Below are 26,536 nucleotides of genomic sequence, written 5' to 3'. Positions count from 1 at the left end.
ATGTTAGCTGATAAACTCAAACCTTTTTTAGCACGCTTTGATGAGTTAAACACTCTTCTTAGCGATGTTAATATCTCTAATGATATTTCTAAAATGACGGCTCTATCCAAAGAGCAAAAGAATTTAGAACCCATAGTAGAAAAAGCACAAGAATATCTAAAAACTTTAGATGATATAGAAGAAAACAAACTTCTTTTGTCTGATGCTGAATTAGGCGAGCTTGCAAAAGAAGAACTTAAAAATCTTGAAGTTTTAAAACCACAACTTGAAGAAGAATTAAAAATTCTTTTATTACCTAAAGATCCAAATGATGATAAAAATATCTTTTTAGAAATTCGTGCAGGAACAGGTGGAGATGAAGCTTCTTTGTTCGTTGGAGACTTAGTAAAAGCTTATATACGCTATGCAGAAAATCGTGACTATAAGTATGAAATTGTTAGTTCTAGCGAAGGTAGCGTAGGTGGATTTAAAGAAATTATCATTCTTATCAAGGGAAATGGAGCTTATTCAAGGCTAAAATATGAAGGCGGAACGCACAGAGTTCAAAGAGTACCTGAAACAGAATCTCAAGGCAGAGTTCATACTTCAGCTATAACTGTTGCCATTATGCCAGAAGTAGATGATGTTGAAATTCAAATCAATCCTAATGATTTAAAAATCGATGTAATGCGTAGTAGCGGTCATGGTGGACAAAGCGTAAATACCACAGATAGTGCAGTAAGAATTACTCACATTCCAACAGGTATAGTTGTAGTAAACCAAGATGGAAAAAGCCAGCATAAAAATAAAGAAAGTGCAATGAAAGTCTTAAAAGCGAGACTTTTTGAAATGCAAGAACAAGAACGCTTAGCCAAAGAAAGTGAGGCAAGAAAATCACAAGTTGGAAGTGGCGATAGAAGCGAACGCATACGCACTTATAATTTTCCACAAAATAGAATTAGTGATCATAGAATTAATCTAACTTTATATAGACTTGATGCAATTTTAGAAGGTGGACTTTTTGATGAAATCATTGAGCCATTAATCGCTTATCATCAAGCTGAAGCCTTAAAACAAGAAAATTTATAATCTTTCTTGTTTTAATCATTACTTGCAAGTAAAATTTTATACTGTTTTTTATCAACATTAATTAAAAGCGATGCTAATTTAAATGCTCTAAACTTTTCCTTTAAAAAGAGTTCTTTACTATCCTTTAAAACTATGGCGATTAAATTTTTCATGACTTTATTTAGCCAGATATTTTTATATTTATCATTAGCTGAATGATATCTACCTATGGAATTCCAGTTAAATCCATACTTTTGTATGATCTCATGTAATAATCTTGCAGCTGTGTCTATGTTTGTACTTGATTTGACAATTTCTTTTTCATCAATTCCATAACGCTTTAAGTGAATGCTATTAATTTGCATTAAACCATAGTCTTGAGTTTTATTTTTATTTTTTCCTATGATATTGTTTCGATAAGCTGCATTTTCTGTTAATGCAATAGCCTTAAGTAATGCCATTGGTATGTTATATTTTCTTGCAGCTGATTTAAAATCTTGATCGTATTTGTAAAAATTTTCAGGAATATAAGTATCACCTACAAAAATTTTTGTATTCAAAGCAAAAGAGAAATTAAAAAATATCAATAACAATATAATTTTTTCTAACATATTATTCCCCTTTATAGTATTTGTATTATATTTTAAAATGCGAATAAGCTGATGAATTATCTAAGAATTTCTTTTATAGTTAGTTGTGGTGTAATCAATCCGCGAAAATTATTTTTAGAAATACTAGCTATAAAATCAATATTTTCTCCAATTTGTGGTTCATAATCAAAGTTAAAAAACAAAGCTTCTAAGGTTTTATTGCCTTGAGTTAAAATGAGTTTAATATGATTTTCCTCTTTACCTAATCTTTTTTTATTTTTCACAAAAAGCTTATCAAATTTAAAATAAGGTCTTGGATTTTTGTGTCCAAAAGGTTCAAAAAATTCTAATATCTCCAAAAGTTCAAAATCCACCTCATTAGGATCAATACTACCTAAAACCTCATCTGCATTGTAAAAGTCATCTTTAGGGATACTCTGACAAATTTCATAAAGCTTATTTTTAAAAACACCAAATTTTTCAAGCTCGACTAAAACTCCCGCTGCTCCTTTGTGTCCACCATAACTTAAAACCCATTCTTTAGCCTGTTCTATAACATTTAAAATATCTATTTTACCTACGCTTCTTACACTAGCTTTTGCTTTTTGATCACATTCTGAAAAAACAAAAGCTGGTTTATTAAAATGTTTTGCTAGACGGCTTGCAACTATACCTAAAACCCCTTCATGCCAATTTTGGCCATTAACAATAATCACAGGATCATTTTCATCAACTTGTTCTAAACACTGCTTAAAAAGCTCTCTTTCTTCATCTTTACGGCTATTATTATAAGCAATAATTTGTTCTAAATACCCCATAACCTCTTGGATATTCTTAGAATGCAAAAATTTATAAGAAATAATCGCATCATCCATTCTACCTGCACTATTAATCAAAGGTGCAATTAAAAAACTAATATTATCAAGCTCAAATTTATCCTTGCCAAAATACTGCTTAATCGCTTTAAATGCAACACGCTTTGAATCGTTAATATACTCTATACCTTTTCGAACTAAGGCTCTATTTAAGTCTCTAAGCTCCATCATATCTGCAATAATTGCAATCGATAAAAGTTCGATAAATTTACACATATTATAGTTGATCTTGCATACTTCTTTTATCGCAGCTACTAAATACCAAGCTACTTGAGCACCACAAATTTCAATATCAGGAAAATCACAATCTTGTTGTTTAGGGTTAATGATCGCATAAGCTTTTGGTAAAGTAGCAGGAGGCATATGATGATCAGTAATGATTAAATCAATCCCTTTTTTTTGACAAAGCTCTGCTGCTTCAAATGCTGCTATGCCATTATCTACAGTGATGATTAAATCCACTCCATCAAGTTCATTGATAATTTCTTCATTTAAGCCATATCCATCTTTAAAACGATTTGGAATTTTTACCACATAATCATATCCGATATCATCAAAAAATTCGGACAAAATGACACAAGAAATAACCCCATCTACATCATAATCCCCAACAATAGCAAGCTTTTGATTTTTTTCAATTGCTTCTTTAATACGCAATGCACCTTTATAAACATCTTTTAAGCAAGATGGCATAGGTAAATCACAAAGCTTTACATGGGTATCATTGACAAAGCGTTGTTGTAAAATTTCTTTTATTTTAGCTTTATTTAGCATGACTTTCTAAAGACGCTTTAATAAAAGAAAAAATAGCAGGATTGACCCTAACTAAACGCGAAGTGAACTCTGGGTGAAACTGTACTGCTAAGAAAAATGGATGATCTTTAAGTTCCACAGCTTCAACCAAACCTTCATTTTCTCCACTAATGATAAGTCCATTTTTTTCAAACATTTCTTTATATTTTGGATTTGCTTCATAGCGGTGGCGATGACGTTCTTTGACGCTTTTTTGATTATCATAAACCTTACTTAAAAGTGTATTTGGTTTAATATGACACTCATAAGCTCCAAGACGCATAGTCCCACCAAGTGGTGTTTTGCTTGTTCTAATTTGTTTTTTACCATTTGAATCAATAAATTCATCAATTAAAAAGATGATAGGATTTTTACATTCTTTATCAAATTCACTTGAATTAGCATCTTCAAGTTTTAAAACATTGCGTGCAAATTCCACTAAAGAAAGCTGCATACCTAAACAAATTCCTAAAAATGGAATTTTATTTTCTCTTGCGTATTGAATGGCTTTAATTTTACCTTCTACTCCACGGTAACCAAAACCACCTGCTACTAAGATCCCGCTAACATCTTTAAAGCTTTCTTCTACATTTGTGCTTTCTAATTTTTCACTATCAATCCATTTTAAATTTACTTTTGCATCAAGTGCCGCACCTGCATGGATAATCGCTTCAGTTAAGCTTTTATAACTTTCTTTTAAATCTACATATTTTCCTACAAAAGCTATACTAAGTTCATTACTTGGAGCGATCACTCTTTTTACTAAAGAATCCCATTCGTTCATATTTGGCTTTAAATTTTGAAGATCTAGTAAATTCGCTATGGAATTTAAAATATCTTGCTTTAAGAAATTAAGTGGAATTTGATAAATACTAGCTGCATCTACACTTTCTATAACACAATTTTTTTCAACTCCACATGAAATTGCGATTTTATCTTTTAATTCTCTATCTAAAGACTTTTCACTTCTACAAATAATCATATCAGGACTTATACCTATACGGCGTAATTCTCCAACGCTATGTTGAGTTGGTTTTGTTTTAAGTTCTCCTGCTGCTTTAATAAATGGTACTAAAGTCAAATGAATATTAATAGCATTATATTTACCCACTTCAAGTTTTAAAGCCCTAATAGCTTCTAAAAAAGGTAAACCTTCTATATCTCCTACTGTGCCACCTATTTCTACGATTAAAACATCTTTATCAATACCAGCATTTTTGATACGATCTTTTATTTCATCAACGATATGAGGGATCACTTGTATAGTTTTTCCTAAATAATCTCCTCTTCTTTCTTTTTCTATAACACTTTGATAAACTCTTCCTGTAGTGAAGTTGTTATCCTGAGATAAGCTTTCATTTAAAAATCTCTCATAATGTCCTAAGTCTAAATCCGTTTCAGCTCCATCATCTGTAACAAAAACTTCCCCATGCTCTAAAGGACTCATCGTACCAGGATCAACATTGATATAAGGATCTGCTTTTAAAATACTAACTTTTAAACCTGAATTTTTTAAAATCGTAGCTATAGAAGCTGCTGCTATACCTTTTCCTAAAGAACTTAAAACGCCACCAGTTACAAAAATATATTTAGTTTGTTTTAATTTCATAAAATAACCTTAATTTCTTTTTTTGAAATTATAACGAATAAAAAATTTTATTTTTATAAACATTTGTGTAAAATTAAATTATTTTTGAAGGAATTTTTGAATGAAAATCACATTATTAAATCATACTCCACTTTCTGTATGTTCTCACGCAACAAGGACATGTTGGCAAAGTTTTGACAAAGGTGATTGTGGTGGTGAAAAAGACAAAGAATTAATTGATCGTGTGGGAAATAAATTCAAACATGCTTCAACCTTAGAACACTTAAACTATACTTTTTATATACAAGGTATTTCAAGAGCATGTTTACAAGAAGTCGCAAGACACCGTCACACTAGTCCTAGTGTAAAAAGCACAAGATATACTTTAAAAGAACTAAGAAATGAAGGTGAATTTAAAGAAAATGATTTTGAAAATGCTAAAAGATATTTAGTTTTAACCGGAAATGAAGTGGTAGATAATGCAAGTATTAAAGCTTTAGAAAATCTGCGTTTGATTTTACAAAATAGCATTAGCTTAGATATAGCAAAATACTGCTTACCAGAAAGCTATAAGACCGAATTAACCTTAACAATTAATGCAAGAAGTTTGCAAAATTTTATTAGTTTAAGAAGCTCAAAATCAGCTCTTTGGGAGATAAGACAACTCGCAAATGCTTTATTTGAAAACTTGCCTGAGGAACATCAATTTATTTTTAAACATTGTGTTTATCAAGAAGAAAATTCCCAAAGCTAATTGGGAATTTTTTACTTATATTTTTTTAAGAAATTCAGTTTTCAAAACAATCACACCAAATTTATCTACTTTAGCTTCGATTTCAGTGTCTTTGTTTGTTAATTTAATATTTTTTATAGTAGTACCACGTTTTAAAGTAGTGCTTGCACCTTTTACTTTTAAATCTTTAACAACACTTACACTATCACCTGCATTCAGCTCAGTTCCATTTGCATCTTTTGGCATGGATTCTCCTTAAAATTTATAAGTATATCCTAGATATAAACCGTAATTTGTTTGTTTAGGATCGTAAAAGTTTGAACCTACAGTGCTTTGGTAGAAATTTCTTGTATTATAATGAGTTTGTTCAGCTTTAAAACCAAATTCTATTTCATTTGCTTGATTTAACTCATATAAAGCACCAATTTTTGCTCCATAAGTATAACCATCAAAGTCTTGTGAAATAGATAAAAGACTTGTTTTTAAAGTCATATCTGTTCTTGCATATCCGCCATATAATCCTAAAACCGCTCTAGTTTTTTCAAAGATTTTTGGAGTAAAATCATAACCAAGTAAAAACTTATGAGTAGTGAATTCTCCATCAATTTTTAATTTTGATACATTGATAACATCGCTTAATTCACTTGAATAATTATAAGCACCATAAAGTCTATGATTTTCATTCAAGCGATAACCTATTTTTAAACCAAAAACAGGGATATTACCTTCTAAATCACCATTAAATTTAACACTTTTTGATTGACTATGTTCAATGTCAGATTTTACTTTAGTATGAAACCACCCCGCATCAACACCTAAAAGCAAACCAGAATTTTCATCCGCTAAAGCTAAATTTGAAGCTAAAGCAACACATGCAACTAAAGAAAATATTTTTAACTTCATAGTTTTCCTCCATTAATTTGTATAATAATACAAAATATTTGATTATTTTTCTAGTAAAACTAAAGGAATTCTCCTTCTAGTGTCGTATTTTTCTCCATAATATTTTGTAAGATAATTTAAAATTCTTTCTTCATCATCAGCTGGAATTTCCCATAAACCTTCAGAAGCTTGCATCCATCTAATAGCAGCAAGCCAAGCTTCTCTACTTGCACGCATATTTGTTATCAAGCCTGATCCATGACAAGCAAGACAATGTGCTTCTACTAAAGGTGAATTTTCATCTACAATCAATCCCGTATCAGGATTGATTTTATACTGTGCATTAGCAAAAAGAAAAGAAAATCCTACACATAAAAGTAAAATAATTTTTTTAGTCATATCATACTCCAAAAACATTTACTCTATGACAAGCATTATTTAAATAACCATTAGGATTCCACTGTGCCAAAACCATAGGTTGGCTATTGCCTTTACTATCAACTGCTCTTGCCCAAATTTCATAATACCCTTTAGTAGAAATTGAAATTTGTGCTTTCCATTTTTGCCATGCAAGACGATTTAAAGGTTTTTCAACTTTTGCTTTAACCCAAGTCACGCCATAATCATTACTTACATAAACTTCATTAACTTCAAGCTCACCGGCCCAAGCTTTTCCTCTAACTTCAAATTTTTTATTTGCTTTTACTTTATCGTTGTTTTTGATATTTGTTATGATAGATTTTACAGGCATAGATTCTATTATTTTCATTTCACCTTTACTTGTAAAATCACCAGGTTTTACAGGATTTACAGGAATTTTATAAGAAGTTTCCATTTTTTCACCATCATGGACTTTATTTCTTACAACAATTTTTGATAACCACTTACCACTTGCACTTGCAGGATAACCTCCGCAAACTAAACGAAGTGGATAACCATTAACCCAAGGTATATCTTTACCTTCATAAGCCCAAGCGATCAATGTTTCATCTTGCATAGCTTTTTTAATAGGCACACCTCTACTAATAGGAGAAGCATCTTCGCCATTTAATTTTTTGTCTATTCCATAATAACCTATATAAACAGCATCATCTTTAACACCACAATCTTCTAAAATATCTTTTAATCTTACCCCAGTCCATCTACCACAAGCAACTGCACCAAATCCCCATTGAGTTCCTTTAGTACTAGGTATAACTTCACCTCTTCCATTACCACCACATTCTAAAGTTAAAGCATAGGTATAGTGTTTAAATTTTTTCTTTAATTCATCTAGAGTATAAGTTTTTGCATTTTTTACACTTTCACCACCAATTTCAAGTGTCCAGCCTTTTTTCATTTTTTCTTTTATCTCATCTATTTCAGGTGGAATACCATTATTTCTAACAAAGAAATTTTCAGGCTTTGTAAAGTCAGAGTCTAAAGCATAAATTTGTGTTTCAGCTGTTAAAGGTCTTTCTCCATGGTAAATCACATCTTTTTTACCATCGATTTTAAAACTATCTAATTCCTTAGCAAGAACTTTGCTTCCTAAAAAATAATTATCCAAAGAAACATTTGCTAATGCACTAGCTCCTAAAAGTGTAATGCCTAAATTTTTTAAAAATCCTCTACGATCTTCTTGAGAATGTTGATTTTGATCTAAATGATCTTGCATATGTTGTCCTTCAAATATAAATTTTTCGAAAAGATTTTAAAATATTTTTATATAAAATAATATAAAAACAGTCTTATTTATATTGAAGTGTTTCTAAAAGTAAAATAATTTAATTTTTATATTTTTAAGATTAATATAATATTGATTTTTAAGATCTATTTGATCTTAAAAATCACTTAGGCACTACTAGATCAGATCTGCATTCAATCACAGTATGAACATTACCACGAGGGTTAAAATCGCCTACCACTTTTATCCATTTTGGATCAAGTTTTTCTTTTAAAGTGTTATAAATTTCATTGATACTTGCTTCATGTGAAACATTTCTATACATAAAGGTATTGATATAAAGTTTGATTGCTTTAAGTTCTACTACTAATTTATTTGGAATATATTCTAAGTAAATTGTAGCAAAATCAGGATACCCACTACGTGGACAACAACACATAAATTCAGGTAAAGTGATTTTAATCACATAGTCATTTTTAGCATCATTTGGCCAAACTTCCATATTTTCTACACTAAATTCTTTAATCTCTTTTTCACCATATTTCATACTAAATCTCCTAAGTTATAAAATCAAATTATACAAAAAATCTCAAGCTTTTTATATTTGGTTTTTACAATCTTTTTTAGATTTTTAAAAAGTAAGTTTAGTGTTATAAGGATTTAAATTTTAAAGACAAAAAATATAATTTTAGATATATTCTTTGAAAAATTTCAAAAGTCTTTGAGCAAGGCTTTTTTGATAAACCTTGCTCTCTCATTTAAAATAAAAGATCAAACATCTAAATGTTTAACATCTTTAGCATGAGCTTGTATATACTCACGGCGTGGTTCTACATCATCACCCATGAAAAGATTAAAAGTATCATTTGCTCTTTGAGCATCTTCTATGGTGATTTTTAATAAACGACGATTACTTGGATCCATAGTTGTTTCCCAAAGTTGTTCAGGATTCATCTCACCAAGACCTTTATAACGTTGTATATAAGCACCTTTTTTAGCATTTTTTTCAACTTCATCTAAAATTTCTAAAATATCTTTATCAAATTTTAAATCTCTATCTTTGATTTTTTGATAAATATAATTTGCCTCTTCATATAAAGGATTAGCAAATAAATCATCATTGATGATAAGTTCTTCTAAGCCATTTTCAGTTTGCACGTAAACACGAATTTCATTTTCATTGATGTATGAATTTAAGATGTTATGATTTTGTTTTTCTAAAAATTCTTTTATGACTTTAAATAATTCTTCATTAGAAGCTTTAATATAATCAGGATTTTCTATCAAATACCTAATCACTGAAATCACATTAAATCTTTTTTCTAATTCTTTTAAAACACTTCTATAAGCTGCAACGATTTTTAGAAAATCTTTTAAATCATTCAAGCCTATACCTTCATAAGTAGAACTCTCTATACCTGTTTCAATCAAATAATCATTTAAAGCTTTTTCATCTTTTAGATAAATTTCTTTTTTCTGACCTTTTTTGTAGCGGTATAAAGGAGGTTGAGCTAAATAAATATGTCCATTTGCCACAAGATCATTCATAAAACGGAAAAAGAATGTTAAAAGTAAAGTTTGTATGTGAGAACCATCAACATCAGCATCGGTCATGATGATGATTTTATGATATCTTAATTTTTCTATATCAAACTCATCGCCGATCCCACAACCAAAAGCTGTGATCATATTTTGAATTTGTTCTGATTTTAAAATTTTATCAAGTCTTGCTTTTTCTACGTTAAGTATTTTACCTCTTAAAGGTAAAATCGCTTGGAAAGTTCTTTCTCTACCTTGTTTTGCAGAACCTCCCGCACTATCACCCTCAACTAAATAAATTTCGCTTTCGCTTGGATCTTTGCTTTGACAATCAGCTAATTTACCTGGTAAAGTCCCTACACTTGAACTTTCTTTTTTTCTTGTTAATTCTCTAGCTTTTTTAGCTGCCTCTCTACCACGAGCTGCCATTAAAGCTTTATTCATGATAGCTTTTGCTTCGATAGGATTTTCTTCAAAATATTTTGTTAAATATTCAAAAGAAGCTTTAGAAACTATAGGTCTAACATAACTTGAACCTAATTTTCCTTTAGTTTGCCCTTCAAACTGTGGTTCAGGTACTTTAACGCTTACTACTGCTATCAAACCTTCTCTTACATCATCTCCTGTGATTTTAGAATCTTTTTCTCTAGCACTAGCATTAGCTTCAATATAGTTACTAATAACACGAGTTAAACCCATTCTAAAACCAGCTTCGTGCGTTCCACCATCTGGAGTTTTGATGTTATTCACAAAAGAAAGTAAATTTTCACTGTAACTATCATTATAAAGCAATGCCACTTCAACATTTACATCTTCTTCATCTACATTGAAAAATATTGCCTTAGTTAAAGCTTGTTTTTTATTTAAATCTGTAACAAACTGACTTATACCACCTTCAAAATGAAAACTTTCTGCTTTTCCTACGCGGTTATCTTTAAAATTAATAGTAATCTTTGGATTTAAATACGCAAGTTCACGAAATCTTTTTGCTAAAATTTCATAATCAAAATTAGTCACTTCAAAAATTTGATCATCAGGCCAAAATTCTATAATCGTACCTGTTTTTTTACTTTTGCCTATAGTTTCAAAATCACTTGTAACTTTACCTTCTGAAAATTCTTGTCGGTAAATTTCTCCATCTCTATGCACTGTAGCAACTAATTTTTTTGATAAAGCATTTACAACGCTCACACCAACCCCGTGCAAACCACCTGAAACTTTATAAGTATCTTTATCAAATTTTCCACCTGCATGAAGCACGGTTAAAACTACAGTTAAAGTAGGGATATTTTCAGTAGGGTGAATTCCCACAGGGATACCACGACCATTATCACTTACTATACAAGAACCTTCAGTAGTGATTTCTACATTAATCGTATCACAAAATCCAGCCATAGCTTCATCGATAGAGTTATCCACTACTTCATAGATCATATGATGAAGACCGCCTATATTGGTATCACCTATGTACATACCAGGGCGTTTTCTAACAGCTTCTAAGCCTTTTAAAACTTTAATATTTCCTGCGCCGTAATTTTGATTTTCTTGCATATATTATCCTTATAAAATAACTGGCATAATCACAGTTTGTAATTCTTCACTTGAAACTAAAAATGCCATATGAGGCTCATTTATACTAAGTTTAAATGTTTCACTTTCGATAGAATTTAAAAAGTCAGTGATGAATTTGTTTTTAATGCAAAGATTAAATTCTTCATCTATATTAAGTTCCATTTCAAGTTCAGTTTTTGCTTCCATATTATCTAAACTAATACCTTCAAATACAAGTTTATCTTTATGGAAATTAAGTTTCATTTTTTCAGTAATTACATTGATTTTTTTCAATGCGTCCATAAAATCTTCTGTTTTAAAAACAAATTCTTTTGAGATGTTTTTTGGAATTACTCTTTCATAATCAGGAAATTTATCATTGATAAGTTTTGTGAAAAATTCAAAATTATCATTTTTTGCAATCAATATATTTTCATCATAATAAATTTCAATTTTTTCAAAAAAGATTTTTTGCATTTCTAAAATGGCTTTTTTAGGAATACAAAGGTTAAATTCTTTTTCATTTGTTTTATTTAGTGTAAAGATAGCAAGACGTTTTGTATCTGTACCTACAAAGCTAATATGAGTAGTTTTTATATCAAGTAATGCACCATTTAAAGAATACTTTGGATTATTAGTATCAACTGCAGGTAGGATTTTTTTCAAAGATCTACTTAAATCACTTGAATCAATGTCAAATTTATCTTTTCCTTCAGTGCTTGGGAAATTTGGAAAATCATCATAGTTAAACATAGGAAGTTTGTATTTAGTTCCTTTTTGTCTAATGAAAAGGAAATTTTCTATGGTTTCTAAAACTACATCTTCATTATTTAAGCTTTTAATGATATCTAAGATACTTTTAGCATTAGCAGTTGCAAAACCAGCGCTTTCTACTTTGATTTTTTTGATTTTATAATTAATCCCTATTTCATAATCACTTGCTCTGATGATTAATTTATCTTCAACTACTTCAAAAAGTAAGTGAGAAGCAATATTGCTTGAGTCTTTTTTATCTACATAAGAGTTAGTTAAAACTATAGCGGATTCTAAAGTATTTTTGTTAATGCTAATTTTCATTTTTACTTCCTTTGTTTTTTAAATTTATTTTATCATAATAATAAGCAATGTGAAAATGTGAAATGCTTTTTAAAAGCCTTTTTTTATAGAAATTTTACTCATAGAATAAAATTTTTTATTTTTCACTTTTATTCACATGGCACTTTTTATTTTTGTCAAAATTTTATTTCTTAGTTCATCTACTATGGCTTTTAGATTTTCATTTTCACTCATTAGCTCTTGAATTTTTTTAATATTATGTGAAATGGCCGTATGATCTTTCATGTTAAAAAATCTTGCTAGTTGAGGCATAGACATAGTTGTAAGCTCTCTTGCTAAAAATATCACAACCCTTCTTGCCATAACGATATTTTGTGTTTTTTTGTTTGATTTTATATCATTTGGCTTGAGATTATAGCTTTTTGAAACATCAGCAAGTATATCTTCAACACTGATGTTTTCTTTTGTTTCTTTGATATGATCTTTCATAAAGCTTTTGACGATTTCTAAAGTGATTTCTTGGTTAAAAAGTCTTGCTTGAGCATTTAAGTTAGTGATCATACCCTCGATTTCTCGGATATTATCTCCCATTGAAGTAGCGATATAGCTTATGACTTCAGGTTTAAGATAAATAGCATTGAATTCACATTTTTTCTTAATAATTGCGATTTTTGTATCAAGCTGTGGAGGTGTGATATCTGCGATGATCCCATTTGCGAAACGACTTTTTAAGCGTTCTGTTATGCCTTTTAGCATATTTGGGGGATTATCACTTGTCATGATGATTTGCCCAAATTTTTCTTTGATCTCATTAAAAGTAAAGAAAAATTCCTCTTGAATTTTATCTGTTTTACCTAAAAACTGTACATCATCGATGAGTAAAACATCACAATTTTTGTATTTTTCGTGGAATTTACTCATGGTTTTGTTATTTAAATGCATGGTAAAATCATTGATAAAATTATCACTTGTTGCATAAATTACTTTATAACCATTGTCTAAGCATATATTTCCAACTGCTTGAAGCAAGTGAGTTTTTCCAAGCCCTGTAGGACCATAGATAAAAATAGGATTGTATAATTTTCCGAGTTTGCTTTTATCGGTTATGGCTTTGCAAGTTGCATAGGCAAATTGATTAGAATCTCCCACAACAAAACTTTCAAAAGTAAAAGAAGGATTTAAAATAGTACTTTGGAATTTAATCTGTGAAATATCCATAGAAAAATGATGATTTTTTTCTATTTTTTGGTCGCTTGTTGTGATTTTAATCTGAGGATTAATACCTGTTTTTACTTCATAAAAATAAGCCAATTTTTGTGCATATTTTGTTTGTATAAATTTAGCCAAAAAATGATTTGGTGCGATAAATACTAAGATATTATTTTTACTTAATTTTTCACTAAATTGCAAGTGAGAAATGTAAGTATTGTATTCGTTGTTGCTAATTTCTGTTTTAAATTCAAGTAAAAAATCTTTTATATTCATTATTTTTCTTAAAATTATGGTGTAAAACTTAAAATTCTAGCTTATTTTTTATAAAAAATGGTTAAAATTATTCACATAAAAATTTAAATTTCACATGCATGTGAATAAAAAGGTGAAAAAGTTTGAAGGTGTTAGGGATAGATCCTGGTTCTAGGTATTGTGGATACGCTATCGTAGAAAGGATTAATAATAAAAATCAACTCATAGAAGCAGGGCTTATTAAAATCAAGCCTAATGATTTGCAGTATCAAATCACAGAATTATGCGAAGGACTTGATCTGATCTTTAAAAATCATCAGTTTGATGAGGTAGCTATCGAAGATATATTTTTTGCTTATAATCCAAAAACAGTGTTAAAATTAGCTCAATTTCGTGGTGCTTTGAGTTTAAAAATTCTACAAACTCATGGAGAATTTGCAGAGTATACGCCTTTACAAGTTAAAAAAACGGTAACAGGTAAAGCAAAAGCTACTAAGGAACAAGTAGCTTTTATGGTAAAAAGATTGCTTGGAATTTCAAAAGATATCAAGCCACTTGATATCACAGATGCTATCGCAGTGGCTTTGACACATTTAGCAAATTTGAGAGTGAAAAAGTGATTTTATTTTCCGCTACCTATGAAATAAACTTCTACATCATGGAGTAGTTTTTCACATACAGCTGAATCAGTGCTTTTTTCTACTACTAGGTTGATGTGATTTTTAGTATCTCTAAAGCTACCAGCTGATTTTGAATTTTTTAGTTCTAGTTTTTGATTGTCTTTGAGGTATTTTATAGTTATTACAAATTTATGTGCCGCACTTGCTTCGCCGATGTTTGTTTCTATTAAAACATTCATATTAGATGCTTTTGCTAGAGTAGCTTGGGTTTTATTGATCACTTCTTTCATTCTTCGGTTTAGTTCTAAAATTCTTGAAATGAATTTGTTATCAATGCTTTCGAATGCAATTTTTAGTTTATTCATGATTTCTTGGTTGGTTGGTTTATCAGGAGCTACATACACCATATAAAGTCCATTTTTGATATCTACTTTAGTGCTTTTAGTATCACGCCCACTACCAAAAATTTTAATATAAATTGCATTATCAAGGTATACTCTATCGATCATAGGACCATAAATTTCATATTCTCTTTTTCTTACGATCACTTCTCTTGCGGCTACTTGAATTTTTACTGAACAATCATGAATTATAGGTTCCATTTCTTTTTTTATTTCAAGTAGTTCTTTAAGCATTTTCCATCCTTGTGATATTTTTATATAAATTATAACAAAAAAAAATTGAATTTTTTGGTTAATTTTAGTTTGGGATATTTTTATATATTTTTGTTTTTAAAATATAAAGTTAAGGAAAAAAATGAAATTTAAAATTATGGTTTCAAGTTTGGTTTTAGCGAGTTCTTTGCTTGCTTCTAATTCTCATCATGCTCACCATGGATCTTCTGAAAGTATATCAGCACAAATCATGATGAGTATGCACGAAGCGATGATGAAAAACCCTTTAGTGCAAAGCAATGATATAGAAAGAGATTTTTTAGCTAATATGATCCCACACCATCAAGGTGCGATTGACTCATCAAAGCTTTTGTTAGAGCATACTAAAAGCGAAGAGATGAAAAAAATCGCTCAAAATATCATCAAAGTTCAAGAAAAAGAAATCCAAGAATTTCAAGAAATTTTAAATGAAAATCTTTACACAAAAACTCAAATCGATGAGGAAACTTATAAAAAATTTGTCCAAGAAGAAAAAGAACTCATGCAAAAAATGATGATTTTAATGAGTTCAGTTAAAGAAAGTAAAAACATCAATAAAGACTTTCTAGAAGCGATGATAGCACACCATCAAGGTGCGGTAGATGCTTCAAAACAAATTTTATTTTACTCTAAAGATGAAACTATAAGAGAAATCGCTAAAAAAATCATCTTAGATCAAGAAAAAGAAATTCAAGATTTTACGAATTTATTAAAATATATGTAAAAATAGGTAGTTTAATAAAACTACCTAGATATCATTTTGCATTTTCATAGATCATGTTAAACATTGTGTTTATTTTTTGAATTTGTGCTAGTACTAAAGTCACTAGATCTGACATTCTTAAAATTTTTATTATATTTTAGCTAATTAGAAATTATAGTATTTCTTTTTGATTTTTAATTACAAGCATTAAATATTTTGTCTTGCAAATATAAAAACTAAGTGAAAATTTTTGGTAATAACAAATATTCCCTGCGAAGCTCATAGAAAAAAATGATTTTTTGAGATTATTTTTTAATTTATGATTTGTAATTTTTATGTATATCTAAAAATATTTTAAATAATTATCTTATGTATTTTTATTATAATTTCACAAAATAAATATCATGATTTTACTCAACAAATGAATAGTAATTTATTAGATAATAATTTAAGAAAGGCGTAAAATGGAAAGAAATGAATTGCAAAGCTTACAAGAATTAAAAGAAGAAGAAAAAATAAAAATTTTAGATCGTACAAACAATGGTATATTAGAAAAAGAAAATGCAGATTTTTTAATAAAACTTATCGATAATGCAGAAAATAAAACAGAAGTTTTGAAAATATCAGCTCTAGGAATGACTTATAAAAGAACAGGTTTTCATTTTGATGTGCGTTTGGAGAAAAATGAAGGACAAACAATAAGATATTTAAAAAAGAATGAAAATCTTAGTTTTGATCAAGGTGGAATTACTCATAAACTTATAATAGGCGATAATTATCCTGCTCTTTTAAATCTTTTAATTAACTACAAAAACAAAATTAAAGTAATTTATATAGATCCACCTTATGGAAAAGATCATTTAGGTGCATTTGCGCAAACTAATTACAACAATGCAATCACAAGAGATAATTTGCTTTCTATGCTTTATCCAAGATTAATACTAGCAAGACAACTTTTAAAAGATGATGGTGTTATTTTTTGTAGTATTGATGATAGAAATCAAGCTTATGTTAAATGTTTGTTTGACGAAGTTTTTGGAGAAGGAAATTTTGTGAGCACATTAATATGGCGAAAAATCGAAGAAAATAGTTCTTCCGGTGGTACAATGAAAATAACAAAGAATTTTAGAAAAGATCATGAATTTATTATTTGTTATGCAAAAAACTACGATTTATTCTTAACTAATAAATTTTTGGAATTACCAAATTTTGAAAATGAATATAAGAATTTAGATAATGATCCTAGAGGGGAATTTAAAGCAGGTTCAATTAGTATGAAAGGTAATAAAAATTCATTAAAATATTATGAAATTGAAACCCCAAGTGGAAAAAAATATAGTAGAGTTTGGAGAATTACAAAAGAAGAATTTCAGGCGTTAGATGATGATAATAGAATTTATTACGGGAAAAATAAAGATTCTGTACCCCAAATTAAAATTTTTATTAATGAAGAAAGACCTGTTACACCGACAAGTTTTTTTGAAAATTTAGGAAGTTCTTTTTCTGCAGGAGAATATTTAAATAAAATATTTAAAAATGATAAAGGTGAAAGTATTTTTTCCAATCCAAAACCTGTTGATTTAATTAAGAGAATTTGTGAAACCTCCACAAATACAAATCAAAATGATATTATTCTAGACTTCTTTGCAGGCAGTGGAACAACAGGACATGCTGTTTTGGAATTAAACAAACAAGATGGTGGTAATAGACAATTTATTTTAGTTACTAATAATGAAATAACAGATTCAAATCCAAATGGAATTGCCCTAGATGTTACTTCAAAGCGTTTAAAAAGAATCATGAGTGGAGAATGTTATGATGAAAGTAAAGATTTTAAATGGTTAGAAAAAAATACTCCTTATGGAGATAGCTTAGAAGTTAGTGAAATTCAAAGTATTGCTTCAAGCGATCATTCAGTTTTTGAAAAAATAGATGAAAAGCTTTATGGAAAAGATTTTGAAAATATCCATGATAAAATAGAATGGATATGCAAAGAATTTGAGCTAACTTGCAGAAAAATAGAAGGTGAATGATGAAACAAGAAATTATAGAATTACAAAATGAAGCTGTAAATTCCTTGTTTAATTTAGCTATACAAGGGAAAGAAAATATCACCTTAAAAGCACCCACTGGAAGTGGTAAAACATATATGATGGCAAGCTTGATGAATAAAATGCTAGAAATCGATGATGATTTTATCTTTATAGTTTCTACTCTTTCTAAAGGAAAATTAGCAGGACAAAATTTTGAAAGTTTTGCAAATCTATCTTTAAATACTTTTACAAGATTAAACCCTTTTTACATTAGTAGTGGTGCAGAAAATACAAAAAATACAGAATATAGTCTATATATTGATATAAATCATAATGTGTTTGTTTTGCCTACTTCACAATATACTAAAGCAAGTAGAATTAGTAAAGAAAAAAGCTTATTAGTATTTTTAGAAACTTGTAAAAATCTAGGTAAAAAAATAATTTTAATAAGAGATGAAAGCCATATAGCTACAAATCAGCTAAATGAGTTATCAAATTATTTTACTCAAGTTATTAACTTTTCAGCTACTCCCAAAAACGATCAATTTGATGTTTGTATATCAGAAAATGACGCTGTTAATGCAAATTTGATTAAAAAAGTAGAATATATAGAAGATGAAGAAGATTTAGAAAGTGGATTAAGCAAAGCTTTAGATAAATTTAAAAGCATTAAAGCAGTTTATAATAAAGAAGGGATAGTTCCTGCTTTTATAATACAAATTTCTAATCAAAATAATGCAGAATATGAAATGGAAATCATCAAAAAAGTTTTGAAAGAAAAAGATTTAAAATGGGTATGTTTTGTAGAAAAAGAAAATGGCTATGAAAGTAATAGTAGATTAGAAAAAGTAAAAAATAAAAGCCTGTGGCAAAACTATGTTAAACAAAATGATTTTCCTATTGATGTTGTAATCTTTAAAATGGTTATAACAGAAGGCTTTGATATGCCTAGAGCTTGTATGCTTTATCAAGTTAGAAATTCACAATCTAAACAACTTGATGAGCAAGTTATTGGGCGTATAAGGCGTAATCCTTGTTTAACATATTTTGAAAAATTAGATAAAAATACTCAAGAAATTTTTAGCACAGCTTATGTTTATGGTATAAAACCTAAAGAAGATCAAAATAAACGCACAAAAGTGAAATTAAAGGGTGAAATTAATAAAGGTTTATTTGAAAACGAAATAATTAAAGAATTTGCTCCATTTAAAATCACTGTTCTTAGAGAGGTTGCTTTAGATGATATAGATATATCAGATTGTATTAACAATGATATAGAATACTATAATGAGTCTATTTTTAAAGCTTATAAAAAATTTCAATCTTGTAGTGATAAAGTAAAAGAAAAGCAAAGAGATTTTGTTACAGATTTTAATAAATGGTTTGTGTTTAATGCTAATTTAGATAATATCAGCAATAAGGTAAGTTCTGTTGTTGAAGATTATGAAAAATATGGAGATGTAGTTGAAGTTCAATTAAGAGATGATATTTATAGTTTTTTTGATAGCAATGGAAAGCCTGCCATAATTAATGATTGGATTTGGACTAATAAAGAAGATGAATTTCAATTTGATAGTGAAGCTGAAGAGAAATGGTTTAAAATTCTTAGCAAAATAAAAAACAAATGTTGTAAAACTATAGAAGTTGAAGGCGAACTGGTTTATTTGTTTGGTAAGAATTTCATAGATAAATCAAATATTAAATTTGATTATTATCACACAAGAAAACACACAAGTTATCCTGACTTTATCTTTAAAGATAAGCAAAATAAAATTCATATTTTTGAAGTAAAAAGTGTAAATAAAAGTAGTTCTTCAAATATAGATGAGACTTCATATAAAGAAAAAATTAAAAAACTAAAAGAAGCTTATATTTATGCAAGCGAAAAAACAGGGTATATTTTTTACCTTCCCGTGAAAATTGATAATAATTGGAAAATATGGAAATGTGAAAATGGAGTGGTTAAAGAAAATATAAATGAAGAAATGTTTGTTGAATATATGAAAGGTAAAAAGTAGGGTAGGTTATTTTGATTTTTATTAGCATGTGATAGTTCTTGAGTATGAGCAAATAGTTTTATTTAAAGAACTATCAAATTAAGATTAATTATAATATCTTAAATTTTTTTCTTTCCACCTTTTTCTTGTGTTTTATAGAAATATTTATGGAATATTTTTATATGAATGCTTTTAAAATCGAAAGAAATAAAAAATGGTGGCTCCGATTGGACTTGAACCAACGACCACCACCATGTCAAGGTGGTGCTCTACCAACTGAGCTACGGAACCTTAAAAATGAAAATTATATAAAAATATTTTTACATTGTGCTTAAAATCACTTTTTAACTCTTTTCATATCATTTAGCCATAAGTCTAGCTGTGCTTCAAAACCTATGCCTTTGCTATGATAAAATTTCAAATCTTTTTCTAGATATCTTTGTTTAACCCAACCCCCAAAATCATGCGGGTAAAGGTAGTTTTTTCTTTGTGGGTTGTTATTATCAAGATAAGGGAGTATTTTTAATGCAGGGTTGTTTTGTACATAATTTAGTGCTTCATTTATAGCAAGATAGCTTGAGTTTGACTTAGGCGAACTTGCTAAAAACACCACACATTGTGCCAAGATGATCCTAGCTTCAGGATAGCCTATGTTTTTTACTGCTATGAGTGTGCTTGTGGCTAGGTTAAGTGCTTGTGGGTTTGCATTTGAGATATCTTCACTTGCAAATATCACTAATCTTCTAGCGATAAAATCCGCACTTTCGCCCCCATCGATCAACCTCGCAAGATAATACAAACTCGCATCTACATCACTTCCTCTTAAGCTTTTTATCATAGAACTAGCTAGTCTATAGTGTGTGTCTTTGCTTGAAGTACCATCGCTTAAAACATTTGCTCTTAATTTTTTCAAAGTTTCAAGTGTGATATGAGTGCTATCTAAAGCCAAAGCAAACTCACATAAATTTAAAAAACTTCTTGCATCATTTGCACTAGAAGTGATCAAAAAGTCTTTGGCATCATCATCGATTTTGCATTGGAATTTTTCTTGTACCTTTGTGGCAAGTTTTTCTAAGTCTTTATACTCTAAACCTTTAAATTCAAAAAGCATACTTCTGCTTCTTATACCTGAAGTTAAAGTAAAGTAGGGGTTTTCAGTGCTTGCACCTATGAAAAGGCATTTTTGATTTTCCAAAGGGATCAAAAGCATTTCTTGTTGGGTTTTTGAAAGCCTATGCACCTCATCGATAAAGATCAAAGGTTTATATAAAGAATTTTCATATTTAGTTAGTATTTTTCTAAGCTCTTCAAGTTTAAAATTCCCTCCATCAAACTCATAAAAGTCGAGTTTGTATTCATACGCTATCGCTCTTGCAAAAGAAGTCTTTCCACAACCTGCTGGGCCAAAAAATACACTATGAGGAAGCTTTGAAACTTGTATGAATTTTTTAAAAATTTCTACTAAATTTTCTTGTCCTAAAACCTCATCTAAAGTTTTAGGACGAAAAGTTAAACTTAAATTTGTCATTGTGGATTTATGGTAAGTCTTTCACCATTGATAATGGTAGTAACATCGCTTTTGTTAGTATCATCATAGATAAAATCAAGCATATAAGTGCCATTTTTATCTACAAAATAATTATCAAAGTCTCCAAAAATAGACCAAATTTGGCTTGGAAGAATTTCAGTATTTGCGTGAAATTGTGATTTGATGTTGTTTTCTGTGAAAATGGCTTGTCCATTCGCATCAAATTTTTTACCATCTTTATCAAAACTAAGGTTGTTTAAGATGATTTCAGGATTTGCTTTTAAAAATTGACTTGTTAAAACCATCATAGAGAAAATATCCATATTTGAATTTTGCAATAAACTATCATAAGCTTTTTTTGAAAGATTGTTGAGATTTAGTTCTAGTTTGATGTTATTTAAGGCTAGGTTTTCCTCATCTTCTAGGTTAAATTTAGCAAGATCAAGTTTTAAAACACTATCATAATCACTTTGTGTATTAGGTGCGGTTCTTGCAAAAACTTTTAACTTATCAAGATCAAAAATGCTATGGCTTTTAAAGCTGATCTTATCAATGCTTATGTTTTGTTCGCTATTTCTGCTAGGAGTGAAGATATCACTAAAGCTTAATTTAGCTAAAGGAAATTCAGAAATTTGCATATTTTGAATTTCTAGTTTTTCATCGTGTGAAAGCTGTTTTACTAAAATATAACCCAAATCAAGTTGCATATGCTTTACAGATTCAGTTGTTGCTGTGATTTTAAAAGCAGTGTTGTTGATGATTAATTGTGCATTATCATGCGTAAAGTTAATATCGTTAATTTTTGCATTTATCGCTATATCATCGCCTTTTGCGCTAACTAGAATTTTAAAAATTTCTTCATTTGGGAAGATGTTTTTTAAATCTTCATTTTCATTTAAGACAGAAATAACAGCATTGTTACTTGCAAAGAAGTTGTTTGAGAAATCTATGTTTACTTTAAAAGTATAAGGCAAGTCATTAAGCTGGGCTAGGAAGCTACCTTTAGAATTTAAAAAGCCTTTAGTATAATTTACATCTTCAACATTGTAATAATCAGTGTTTTGACTCATTTGAGCAAAGATTTTTTCATTGATAGAGTTGATATAAAAAGTTGTTGCGAAAAACGCTACGAGTAGCAAAACCACTACCACAACACCTGCGATAATTTTCTTCATTTATTTTCCTTATGTGAAATTTTAAAAAATTATATATTTTTATTGCTAACTAATGTTTATAAAATTTTTGCATTTATGCATTGCTTAACTTTTTTTTCTATAATTGCACTACTTAAAATCAAAGGTTAACAAATGAAACTTTTTGGAACAGATGGAGTACGCGGTAAAGCGGGTGAATTTTTGGATTCGTTTTTGGCGATGCGTTTAGCTATGGCTGCTGGAATTTACTTTAAAGATAAGGCTATTACAAACAATATCTTAGTTGGAAAAGACACAAGAAGAAGTGGCTATATGATAGAAAATGCTATCGTTTCAGGACTTACTTCGATAGGTTATAATGTGATAGAAATAGGTCCTATGCCAACACCTGCCATTGCGTTTTTAACTGAAGATATGCGTTGTGATGCGGGGATCATGATATCAGCTTCGCATAATCCTTACTATGATAATGGTATTAAATTTTTTGATGCACATGGAAATAAACTTGATGAACAAGCAGAAGCAAAAATAGAAGAAATTTATTTTAATGACAAACTCATTGAAGAAGCAAGAACAACAAAATCACAAATTGGTCAAGCAAAAAGAATTGATGATGTGATAGGAAGATATATTGTTTCTATAAAAAATTCTTTTCCTAAAGAGTTGACTTTAAAGTCTTTGCGTGTTGTGCTAGATGTGGCTCATGGGGCTTCTTATAAGGTTGCACCTACGGTTTTTAAAGAGCTTGGCGCAGATGTGATTGTGATCAATGATAAGCCAAATGGTTTAAATATCAATGAAAATTGCGGTGCGTTACACCCTTTAAATTTAGCTTTAGAAGTAAAGAAATTTAGAGCAGATGTGGGCTTTGCTTTTGATGGAGATGCGGATCGTTTGGTCGTTGTAGATGAAAAAGGTGAAGTGGCTCATGGAGACAGTCTTTTAGGTGTTTTAGCTTTGTTTTTGAAAAAACAAGGCAGATTAAAATCAAGCGTAGTAAGCACGATCATGAGTAATGGTGCTTTAAAAGAGTTTTTAGCTAAACATAAAATCACGCATGAAACTTGCAATGTGGGCGATAAATATGTGCTTGAAAAGCTCAAAGAATGTGGCGGAAATTTTGGCGGGGAGCAAAGTGGACACATCATTTTTAGCGACTATGCTAAGACCGGAGATGGTTTAGTAGCGGCGTTGCAATTTAGCGCTTTGATGTTAAGTGAGAAAAAAAGCGCGAGTGAAATTTTAAATCAAGTCAAGCCTTACCCTCAACTTTTACATAATCTAAAAATTTCAGAGAAAAAAGACTTAAGTAAACTTGCAGGCTTGGAAGAGTTGAAAAAAGATTTAGAAAAAAAAGGAATTTCTAGTTTGTTTAGATATTCAGGTACAGAAAATTTGATACGCTTATTGCTAGAGGCAAAAGACATTAAGCTTTTAGAAAAAGAAATGAAAGTCGTAGAAGGCTTTTTTATGAAAGCATTGAATGCATAAAAATTTGTCTTTAAAATTTTGTTTTGTTTTTGCTTTGGTTTTTATACTAGATCAAGCAAGCAAGTATGTATTTTTACAAGGACTTGAATATAAGGGCAAATTTTTTGACTTGGTTTTAACCTACAATACAGGTGTGGCTTTTTCGATGTTTGCCTTTTTAGGAGAGTATTTAAAATACATACAACTTGTTTTTATACTAGCTTTATCGGTGTATTTGCTTTACCAAAAAGAATTTTTAAAAACCCATTTAATCGCTTTTGCGATCATGCTTTCTGCTGGATGCTCAAATTTACTTGATCGCTTTGTGCATATAGGTGTGGTGGATTTTGTGTTTTGGCATAAGTGGTTTGAATTTGCTGTATTTAACTTCGCTGATGTGATGATAAATATTAGCGTGGTCTTAATTTTAATCAAAGAAATCTTTAATAAAAAAGGAGAAAAACAATCATGTTAGATTTTTTAACTGACTGGTATTTGTGGATTAAAATGGTGCATTATTTAGCTTTTGTTTCGTGGATGGCGGGTTTGTTTTATTTGCCAAGACTTTTTGTCTATCATGTCGAACATAAAGACAATAAAGGCTTTGTAGATGTAGTAAAAATTCAAGAAAGAAAATTGTATTTTTACATTCAAACTCCTGCGATGGTGGTGACTTTGATCACGGGTAGTTTAATGCTTCATGCTAATAAAGCTTTGATGGTTGGTTCAGGTTTTATGCATGCTAAATTAACCTGTGCATTGCTTTTGATCATTTATCATGTGCAAAATTATTATTATTTAAAACAACTTCAAAATGATAAATGTCAAAGAAGTGGAAAATTCTTTAGAGCATACAATGAAGTACCAACGGTGTTGTTTATCATCATTGCTATCATGATGATAATAAGACCATTTTAGTAAAAGCCTTTTAAGGCTTTTACCCTTTAAACTCCATACTTTTAAAATCAAGCGGATCGACATTTTCTTGCATGATGTTAATGCGTTCTTTATCTTGTAAGCGTTTATCATCTCTAAAAACTGCACGCACTAAATCCATACCCGTATAAAAATCTTTCATCAAAACCATAAATAAATAACGCCCAAATTCACTTGTGTATAAAGTGTTGTTTTCTTTTTTTATAGCTTTGCTTAGTTTAAGACCTAAAAGCTCTATAAAAAGATCTTTTTCTAGGTTGCATTCTAAGGTTTTATTAAATTTATCGATCTCGATTTTACCGGCAAACATTTCGGTTAAAAAGACATACTTGATGATTTCTTTTCTGCTAAAATTAGCTTTAGCGATATTAGCATTTTGCTTTTCTTTGATGAGTTTAGAATAATCATTTAAATTAAAAGCATTGATCAAAAGTTCTCCATCTAAAAAGCTAAAAGCCCCACTTCCTACACCCAAATATTCATGGTGGCTGCTTACATACTCATCGTTAAAGTTGCTTTTTTCTAAAGAAAATGACCATGCATTATTTCTTTCATAATCTTTGAAAAAATCTATAATGATTTTATAAAATTCAAACTCATTATCTTTAAAACTTACTCCTAGAGTTTTTGCAATGTTATCTTTTGTGAGGTTTGACTTCATTAGAGGGTAGGTTGTGATTTGTTGAGGTTTTAGGCTTTTGGCTATTTCTAAATCATTGAGTAATTGTTCCTTAGTTTGGGAAGGAAAATTAAAAATCAAATCAATACTCATGATAGGAAGCACTCCTATGGCCTTAGAAAGCTTTTCTTGAAGTTCTTTGCTAGAGCCAAATTTATGGTATCTTGCTACTTTTTTTAAGGTATCATCATCAAAGCTTTGTATACCACAGCTTAAGCGATCTATCAGCCCTTTAAACATTTCTAATTTTTTTGGGTCAATATGATTTGGATCGGTTTCGCAAGAAATTTCTTTGATGTTAAATAATTTTTTGCAAAGCTCTAAGGTTTTAGCGAGTTCTTCTTCGTTGATTAAAGTAGTGCCACCACCTACATACATAGAAGTAAAATCAAATCCTTTGTCTTTGATTTGTTTGATTTCTTCTCTTAAACTTTCAAAATATCTTTTTGCTAAGTCTTCGTTATAATAATACTTATGAAAACTACAATATGGACAAAAAGTATGACAAAATGGTATATGCGCATAAAGCATATATGATTTTTTGGGATTTACTTTTTTTTCTTGCCCTTCTTTTAAAAGTTTAACATCAAAACCATTTTCTAAAGATTTTTGCATAGCTTTGTGTGAGTAAGAAAGAGCTAGGTTTTGTAAAAAATTCATATTTTTCCTAAATTTTCATTTTGTAGTTATTTAAAAAGACTATAATTGTATCATAAATTTTATAAAGGCTTTGTGATGAAACATATTTTTATTACTTTTTTTGTGCTTTTGATGGGTTTAATGAGTGTGGCAAATTCTGCCCCTTTAGATGAAATTTTTCAAGATGTTAATGTTTCAGGTAGTATGTATTATCGTTTTGAACATAATAGTCCAAAAGACAGGGGCAATAACAACTCTAATCAAAGAATTCAAATTCAAATGCATTGATGATTTTATGCAATTTTGCAAACATAAACTAGTTTGTGCCTTAGATTTTTATT

At 29.4% G+C, this 26,536-nt stretch carries 25 protein-coding genes and 1 tRNA gene; 10 read left to right on the top strand and 16 right to left on the bottom strand.

Annotation, left to right across the window (positions count from 1 at the left end):
• Positions 1-1,068 (top strand): peptide chain release factor 1, encoded by a 1,068-nt coding sequence (gene prfA, locus A0083_RS00200; protein ID WP_120760650.1) that lies wholly within the window; start codon positions 1-3, stop codon positions 1,066-1,068.
• Positions 1,069-1,079: 11 nt separating this feature from the next.
• On the opposite strand, the gene A0083_RS00195 is transcribed toward prfA, so the two are convergent.
• From A0083_RS00195 to A0083_RS00185, 3 genes are read right to left on the bottom strand one after another with little or no spacing between them, the layout of a single operon-like run.
• Entirely contained in the window at positions 1,080-1,658 is a 579-nt protein-coding gene (locus A0083_RS00195) for a lytic transglycosylase domain-containing protein (protein ID WP_197553282.1), read from the bottom strand.
• Positions 1,659-1,714: 56 nt separating this feature from the next.
• Complete coding sequence (gene recJ / locus A0083_RS00190; RefSeq protein ID WP_120760652.1) at positions 1,715-3,286, bottom strand: single-stranded-DNA-specific exonuclease RecJ; 1,572 nt, start codon at positions 3,284-3,286, stop codon at positions 1,715-1,717.
• The gene (locus tag A0083_RS00185) at positions 3,276-4,913 is read right to left on the bottom strand and encodes a CTP synthase (protein ID WP_120760653.1); all 1,638 of its coding nucleotides are present in this window, start codon (positions 4,911-4,913) and stop codon (positions 3,276-3,278) included. The genes recJ and A0083_RS00185 overlap by 11 nt, the downstream gene beginning before the upstream one ends.
• 100 nt (positions 4,914-5,013) lie before the next feature.
• Between A0083_RS00185 and thyX the strand changes: the two genes are divergently transcribed.
• Complete coding sequence (thyX, locus tag A0083_RS00180; RefSeq protein WP_120760654.1) at positions 5,014-5,646, top strand: FAD-dependent thymidylate synthase; 633 nt, start codon at positions 5,014-5,016, stop codon at positions 5,644-5,646.
• A 15-nt stretch (positions 5,647-5,661) separates the two neighbouring features.
• Here thyX and A0083_RS00175 read toward each other — a convergent pair whose 3' ends face one another.
• The 8 genes from A0083_RS00175 to dnaA form a co-directional block, all read right to left on the bottom strand.
• The gene (locus A0083_RS00175) at positions 5,662-5,871 is read right to left on the bottom strand and encodes an alkylphosphonate utilization protein (protein WP_039617052.1); all 210 of its coding nucleotides are present in this window, start codon (positions 5,869-5,871) and stop codon (positions 5,662-5,664) included.
• Between the two features lie 9 nt (positions 5,872-5,880).
• Positions 5,881-6,528, bottom strand: a complete 648-nt coding sequence (locus A0083_RS00170; protein WP_197553279.1) for an outer membrane beta-barrel protein — start codon at positions 6,526-6,528, stop codon at positions 5,881-5,883.
• 42 nt (positions 6,529-6,570) lie between these two features.
• Positions 6,571-6,906 carry a sulfite:cytochrome c oxidoreductase monoheme cytochrome C subunit gene (sorB, locus tag A0083_RS00165; RefSeq protein ID WP_197553276.1) on the bottom strand — a complete coding sequence of 112 codons (336 nt, stop codon included), beginning with the start codon at positions 6,904-6,906 and terminating at the stop codon, positions 6,571-6,573.
• Position 6,907: 1 nt separating this feature from the next.
• Positions 6,908-8,164 (bottom strand): sulfite:cytochrome c oxidoreductase molybdopterin oxidoreductase subunit, encoded by a 1,257-nt coding sequence (gene sorA / locus A0083_RS00160; protein WP_197553273.1) that lies wholly within the window; start codon positions 8,162-8,164, stop codon positions 6,908-6,910.
• A 172-nt stretch (positions 8,165-8,336) separates the two neighbouring features.
• Positions 8,337-8,720, bottom strand: coding sequence for a preQ(1) synthase (gene queF, locus A0083_RS00155; RefSeq protein ID WP_120760657.1), 384 nt, complete (start codon positions 8,718-8,720; stop codon positions 8,337-8,339).
• 224 nt (positions 8,721-8,944) lie between these two features.
• Complete coding sequence (gene gyrB / locus A0083_RS00150) at positions 8,945-11,263, bottom strand: DNA topoisomerase (ATP-hydrolyzing) subunit B (RefSeq protein ID WP_197553270.1); 2,319 nt, start codon at positions 11,261-11,263, stop codon at positions 8,945-8,947.
• A 9-nt stretch (positions 11,264-11,272) separates the two neighbouring features.
• Entirely contained in the window at positions 11,273-12,340 is a 1,068-nt protein-coding gene (dnaN, locus tag A0083_RS00145) for a DNA polymerase III subunit beta (RefSeq protein ID WP_039662255.1), read from the bottom strand.
• 132 nt (positions 12,341-12,472) lie between these two features.
• Positions 12,473-13,804 (bottom strand): chromosomal replication initiator protein DnaA, encoded by a 1,332-nt coding sequence (dnaA, locus tag A0083_RS00140; RefSeq protein WP_120760660.1) that lies wholly within the window; start codon positions 13,802-13,804, stop codon positions 12,473-12,475.
• Positions 13,805-13,926: 122 nt separating this feature from the next.
• Here dnaA and ruvC point away from each other — a divergent pair, with 122 nt between their 5' ends.
• A complete protein-coding gene (ruvC, locus tag A0083_RS00135; RefSeq protein WP_039619511.1) occupies positions 13,927-14,403 on the top strand; it encodes a crossover junction endodeoxyribonuclease RuvC in 477 nt (158 codons plus the stop codon).
• Positions 14,404-14,405: 2 nt separating this feature from the next.
• On the opposite strand, the gene A0083_RS00130 is transcribed toward ruvC, so the two are convergent.
• Positions 14,406-15,038, bottom strand: coding sequence for a hypothetical protein (locus tag A0083_RS00130; protein ID WP_039664729.1), 633 nt, complete (start codon positions 15,036-15,038; stop codon positions 14,406-14,408).
• A 121-nt stretch (positions 15,039-15,159) separates the two neighbouring features.
• Between A0083_RS00130 and A0083_RS00125 the strand changes: the two genes are divergently transcribed.
• From A0083_RS00125 to A0083_RS00115, 3 genes are all read left to right on the top strand, one after another.
• Entirely contained in the window at positions 15,160-15,780 is a 621-nt protein-coding gene (locus A0083_RS00125; RefSeq protein ID WP_039664728.1) for a DUF305 domain-containing protein, read from the top strand.
• 443 nt (positions 15,781-16,223) lie between these two features.
• Complete coding sequence (locus A0083_RS00120) at positions 16,224-17,792, top strand: site-specific DNA-methyltransferase (protein ID WP_197553267.1); 1,569 nt, start codon at positions 16,224-16,226, stop codon at positions 17,790-17,792.
• Positions 17,792-19,810: a DEAD/DEAH box helicase gene (locus A0083_RS00115; RefSeq protein WP_197553265.1), complete on the top strand. Its 2,019-nt coding sequence runs from the start codon at positions 17,792-17,794 to the stop codon at positions 19,808-19,810. The genes A0083_RS00120 and A0083_RS00115 overlap by 1 nt, the downstream gene beginning before the upstream one ends.
• A 194-nt stretch (positions 19,811-20,004) precedes the next feature.
• Here the strand turns inward: A0083_RS00115 and A0083_RS00110 are convergent.
• From A0083_RS00110 to A0083_RS00100, 3 genes are all read right to left on the bottom strand, one after another.
• Positions 20,005-20,080 (bottom strand) — tRNA-Val (locus A0083_RS00110).
• A gap of 46 nt (positions 20,081-20,126) precedes the next feature.
• Positions 20,127-21,317 carry a replication-associated recombination protein A gene (locus tag A0083_RS00105; protein WP_043020316.1) on the bottom strand — a complete coding sequence of 397 codons (1,191 nt, stop codon included), beginning with the start codon at positions 21,315-21,317 and terminating at the stop codon, positions 20,127-20,129.
• Positions 21,314-22,492, bottom strand: coding sequence for a DUF945 family protein (locus tag A0083_RS00100; RefSeq protein ID WP_197553262.1), 1,179 nt, complete (start codon positions 22,490-22,492; stop codon positions 21,314-21,316). The genes A0083_RS00105 and A0083_RS00100 overlap by 4 nt, the downstream gene beginning before the upstream one ends.
• Positions 22,493-22,624: 132 nt before the next feature.
• Here A0083_RS00100 and glmM point away from each other — a divergent pair, with 132 nt between their 5' ends.
• Genes glmM through hemJ form a run of 3 tightly spaced genes read left to right on the top strand, consistent with a single transcriptional unit; the run spans position 22,625 to position 24,859 of the window.
• Positions 22,625-23,962, top strand: coding sequence for a phosphoglucosamine mutase (glmM, locus tag A0083_RS00095; RefSeq protein WP_120760665.1), 1,338 nt, complete (start codon positions 22,625-22,627; stop codon positions 23,960-23,962).
• Complete coding sequence (gene lspA, locus A0083_RS00090) at positions 23,955-24,416, top strand: signal peptidase II (RefSeq protein ID WP_197553260.1); 462 nt, start codon at positions 23,955-23,957, stop codon at positions 24,414-24,416. Before glmM ends, lspA begins: the two co-directional genes overlap by 8 nt.
• Positions 24,410-24,859 (top strand): protoporphyrinogen oxidase HemJ, encoded by a 450-nt coding sequence (hemJ, locus tag A0083_RS00085; RefSeq protein WP_039664719.1) that lies wholly within the window; start codon positions 24,410-24,412, stop codon positions 24,857-24,859. The genes lspA and hemJ overlap by 7 nt, the downstream gene beginning before the upstream one ends.
• Positions 24,860-24,878: 19 nt before the next feature.
• Here hemJ and A0083_RS00080 read toward each other — a convergent pair whose 3' ends face one another.
• The gene (locus tag A0083_RS00080) at positions 24,879-26,216 is read right to left on the bottom strand and encodes a coproporphyrinogen III oxidase family protein (protein ID WP_120760666.1); all 1,338 of its coding nucleotides are present in this window, start codon (positions 26,214-26,216) and stop codon (positions 24,879-24,881) included.
• Between the two features lie 75 nt (positions 26,217-26,291).
• Between A0083_RS00080 and A0083_RS00075 the strand changes: the two genes are divergently transcribed.
• A complete protein-coding gene (locus A0083_RS00075; RefSeq protein WP_120760667.1) occupies positions 26,292-26,483 on the top strand; it encodes a mini-MOMP protein in 192 nt (63 codons plus the stop codon).
• Positions 26,484-26,536 lie beyond the last annotated feature (53 nt).

This window comes from Campylobacter sp. 2014D-0216, assembly GCF_014931215.1.
Taxonomy (GTDB): domain Bacteria; phylum Campylobacterota; class Campylobacteria; order Campylobacterales; family Campylobacteraceae; genus Campylobacter_D.
Note: the sequence above shows the minus strand (reverse complement) of the source record. Positions and strands in the feature narration are given on the sequence as shown.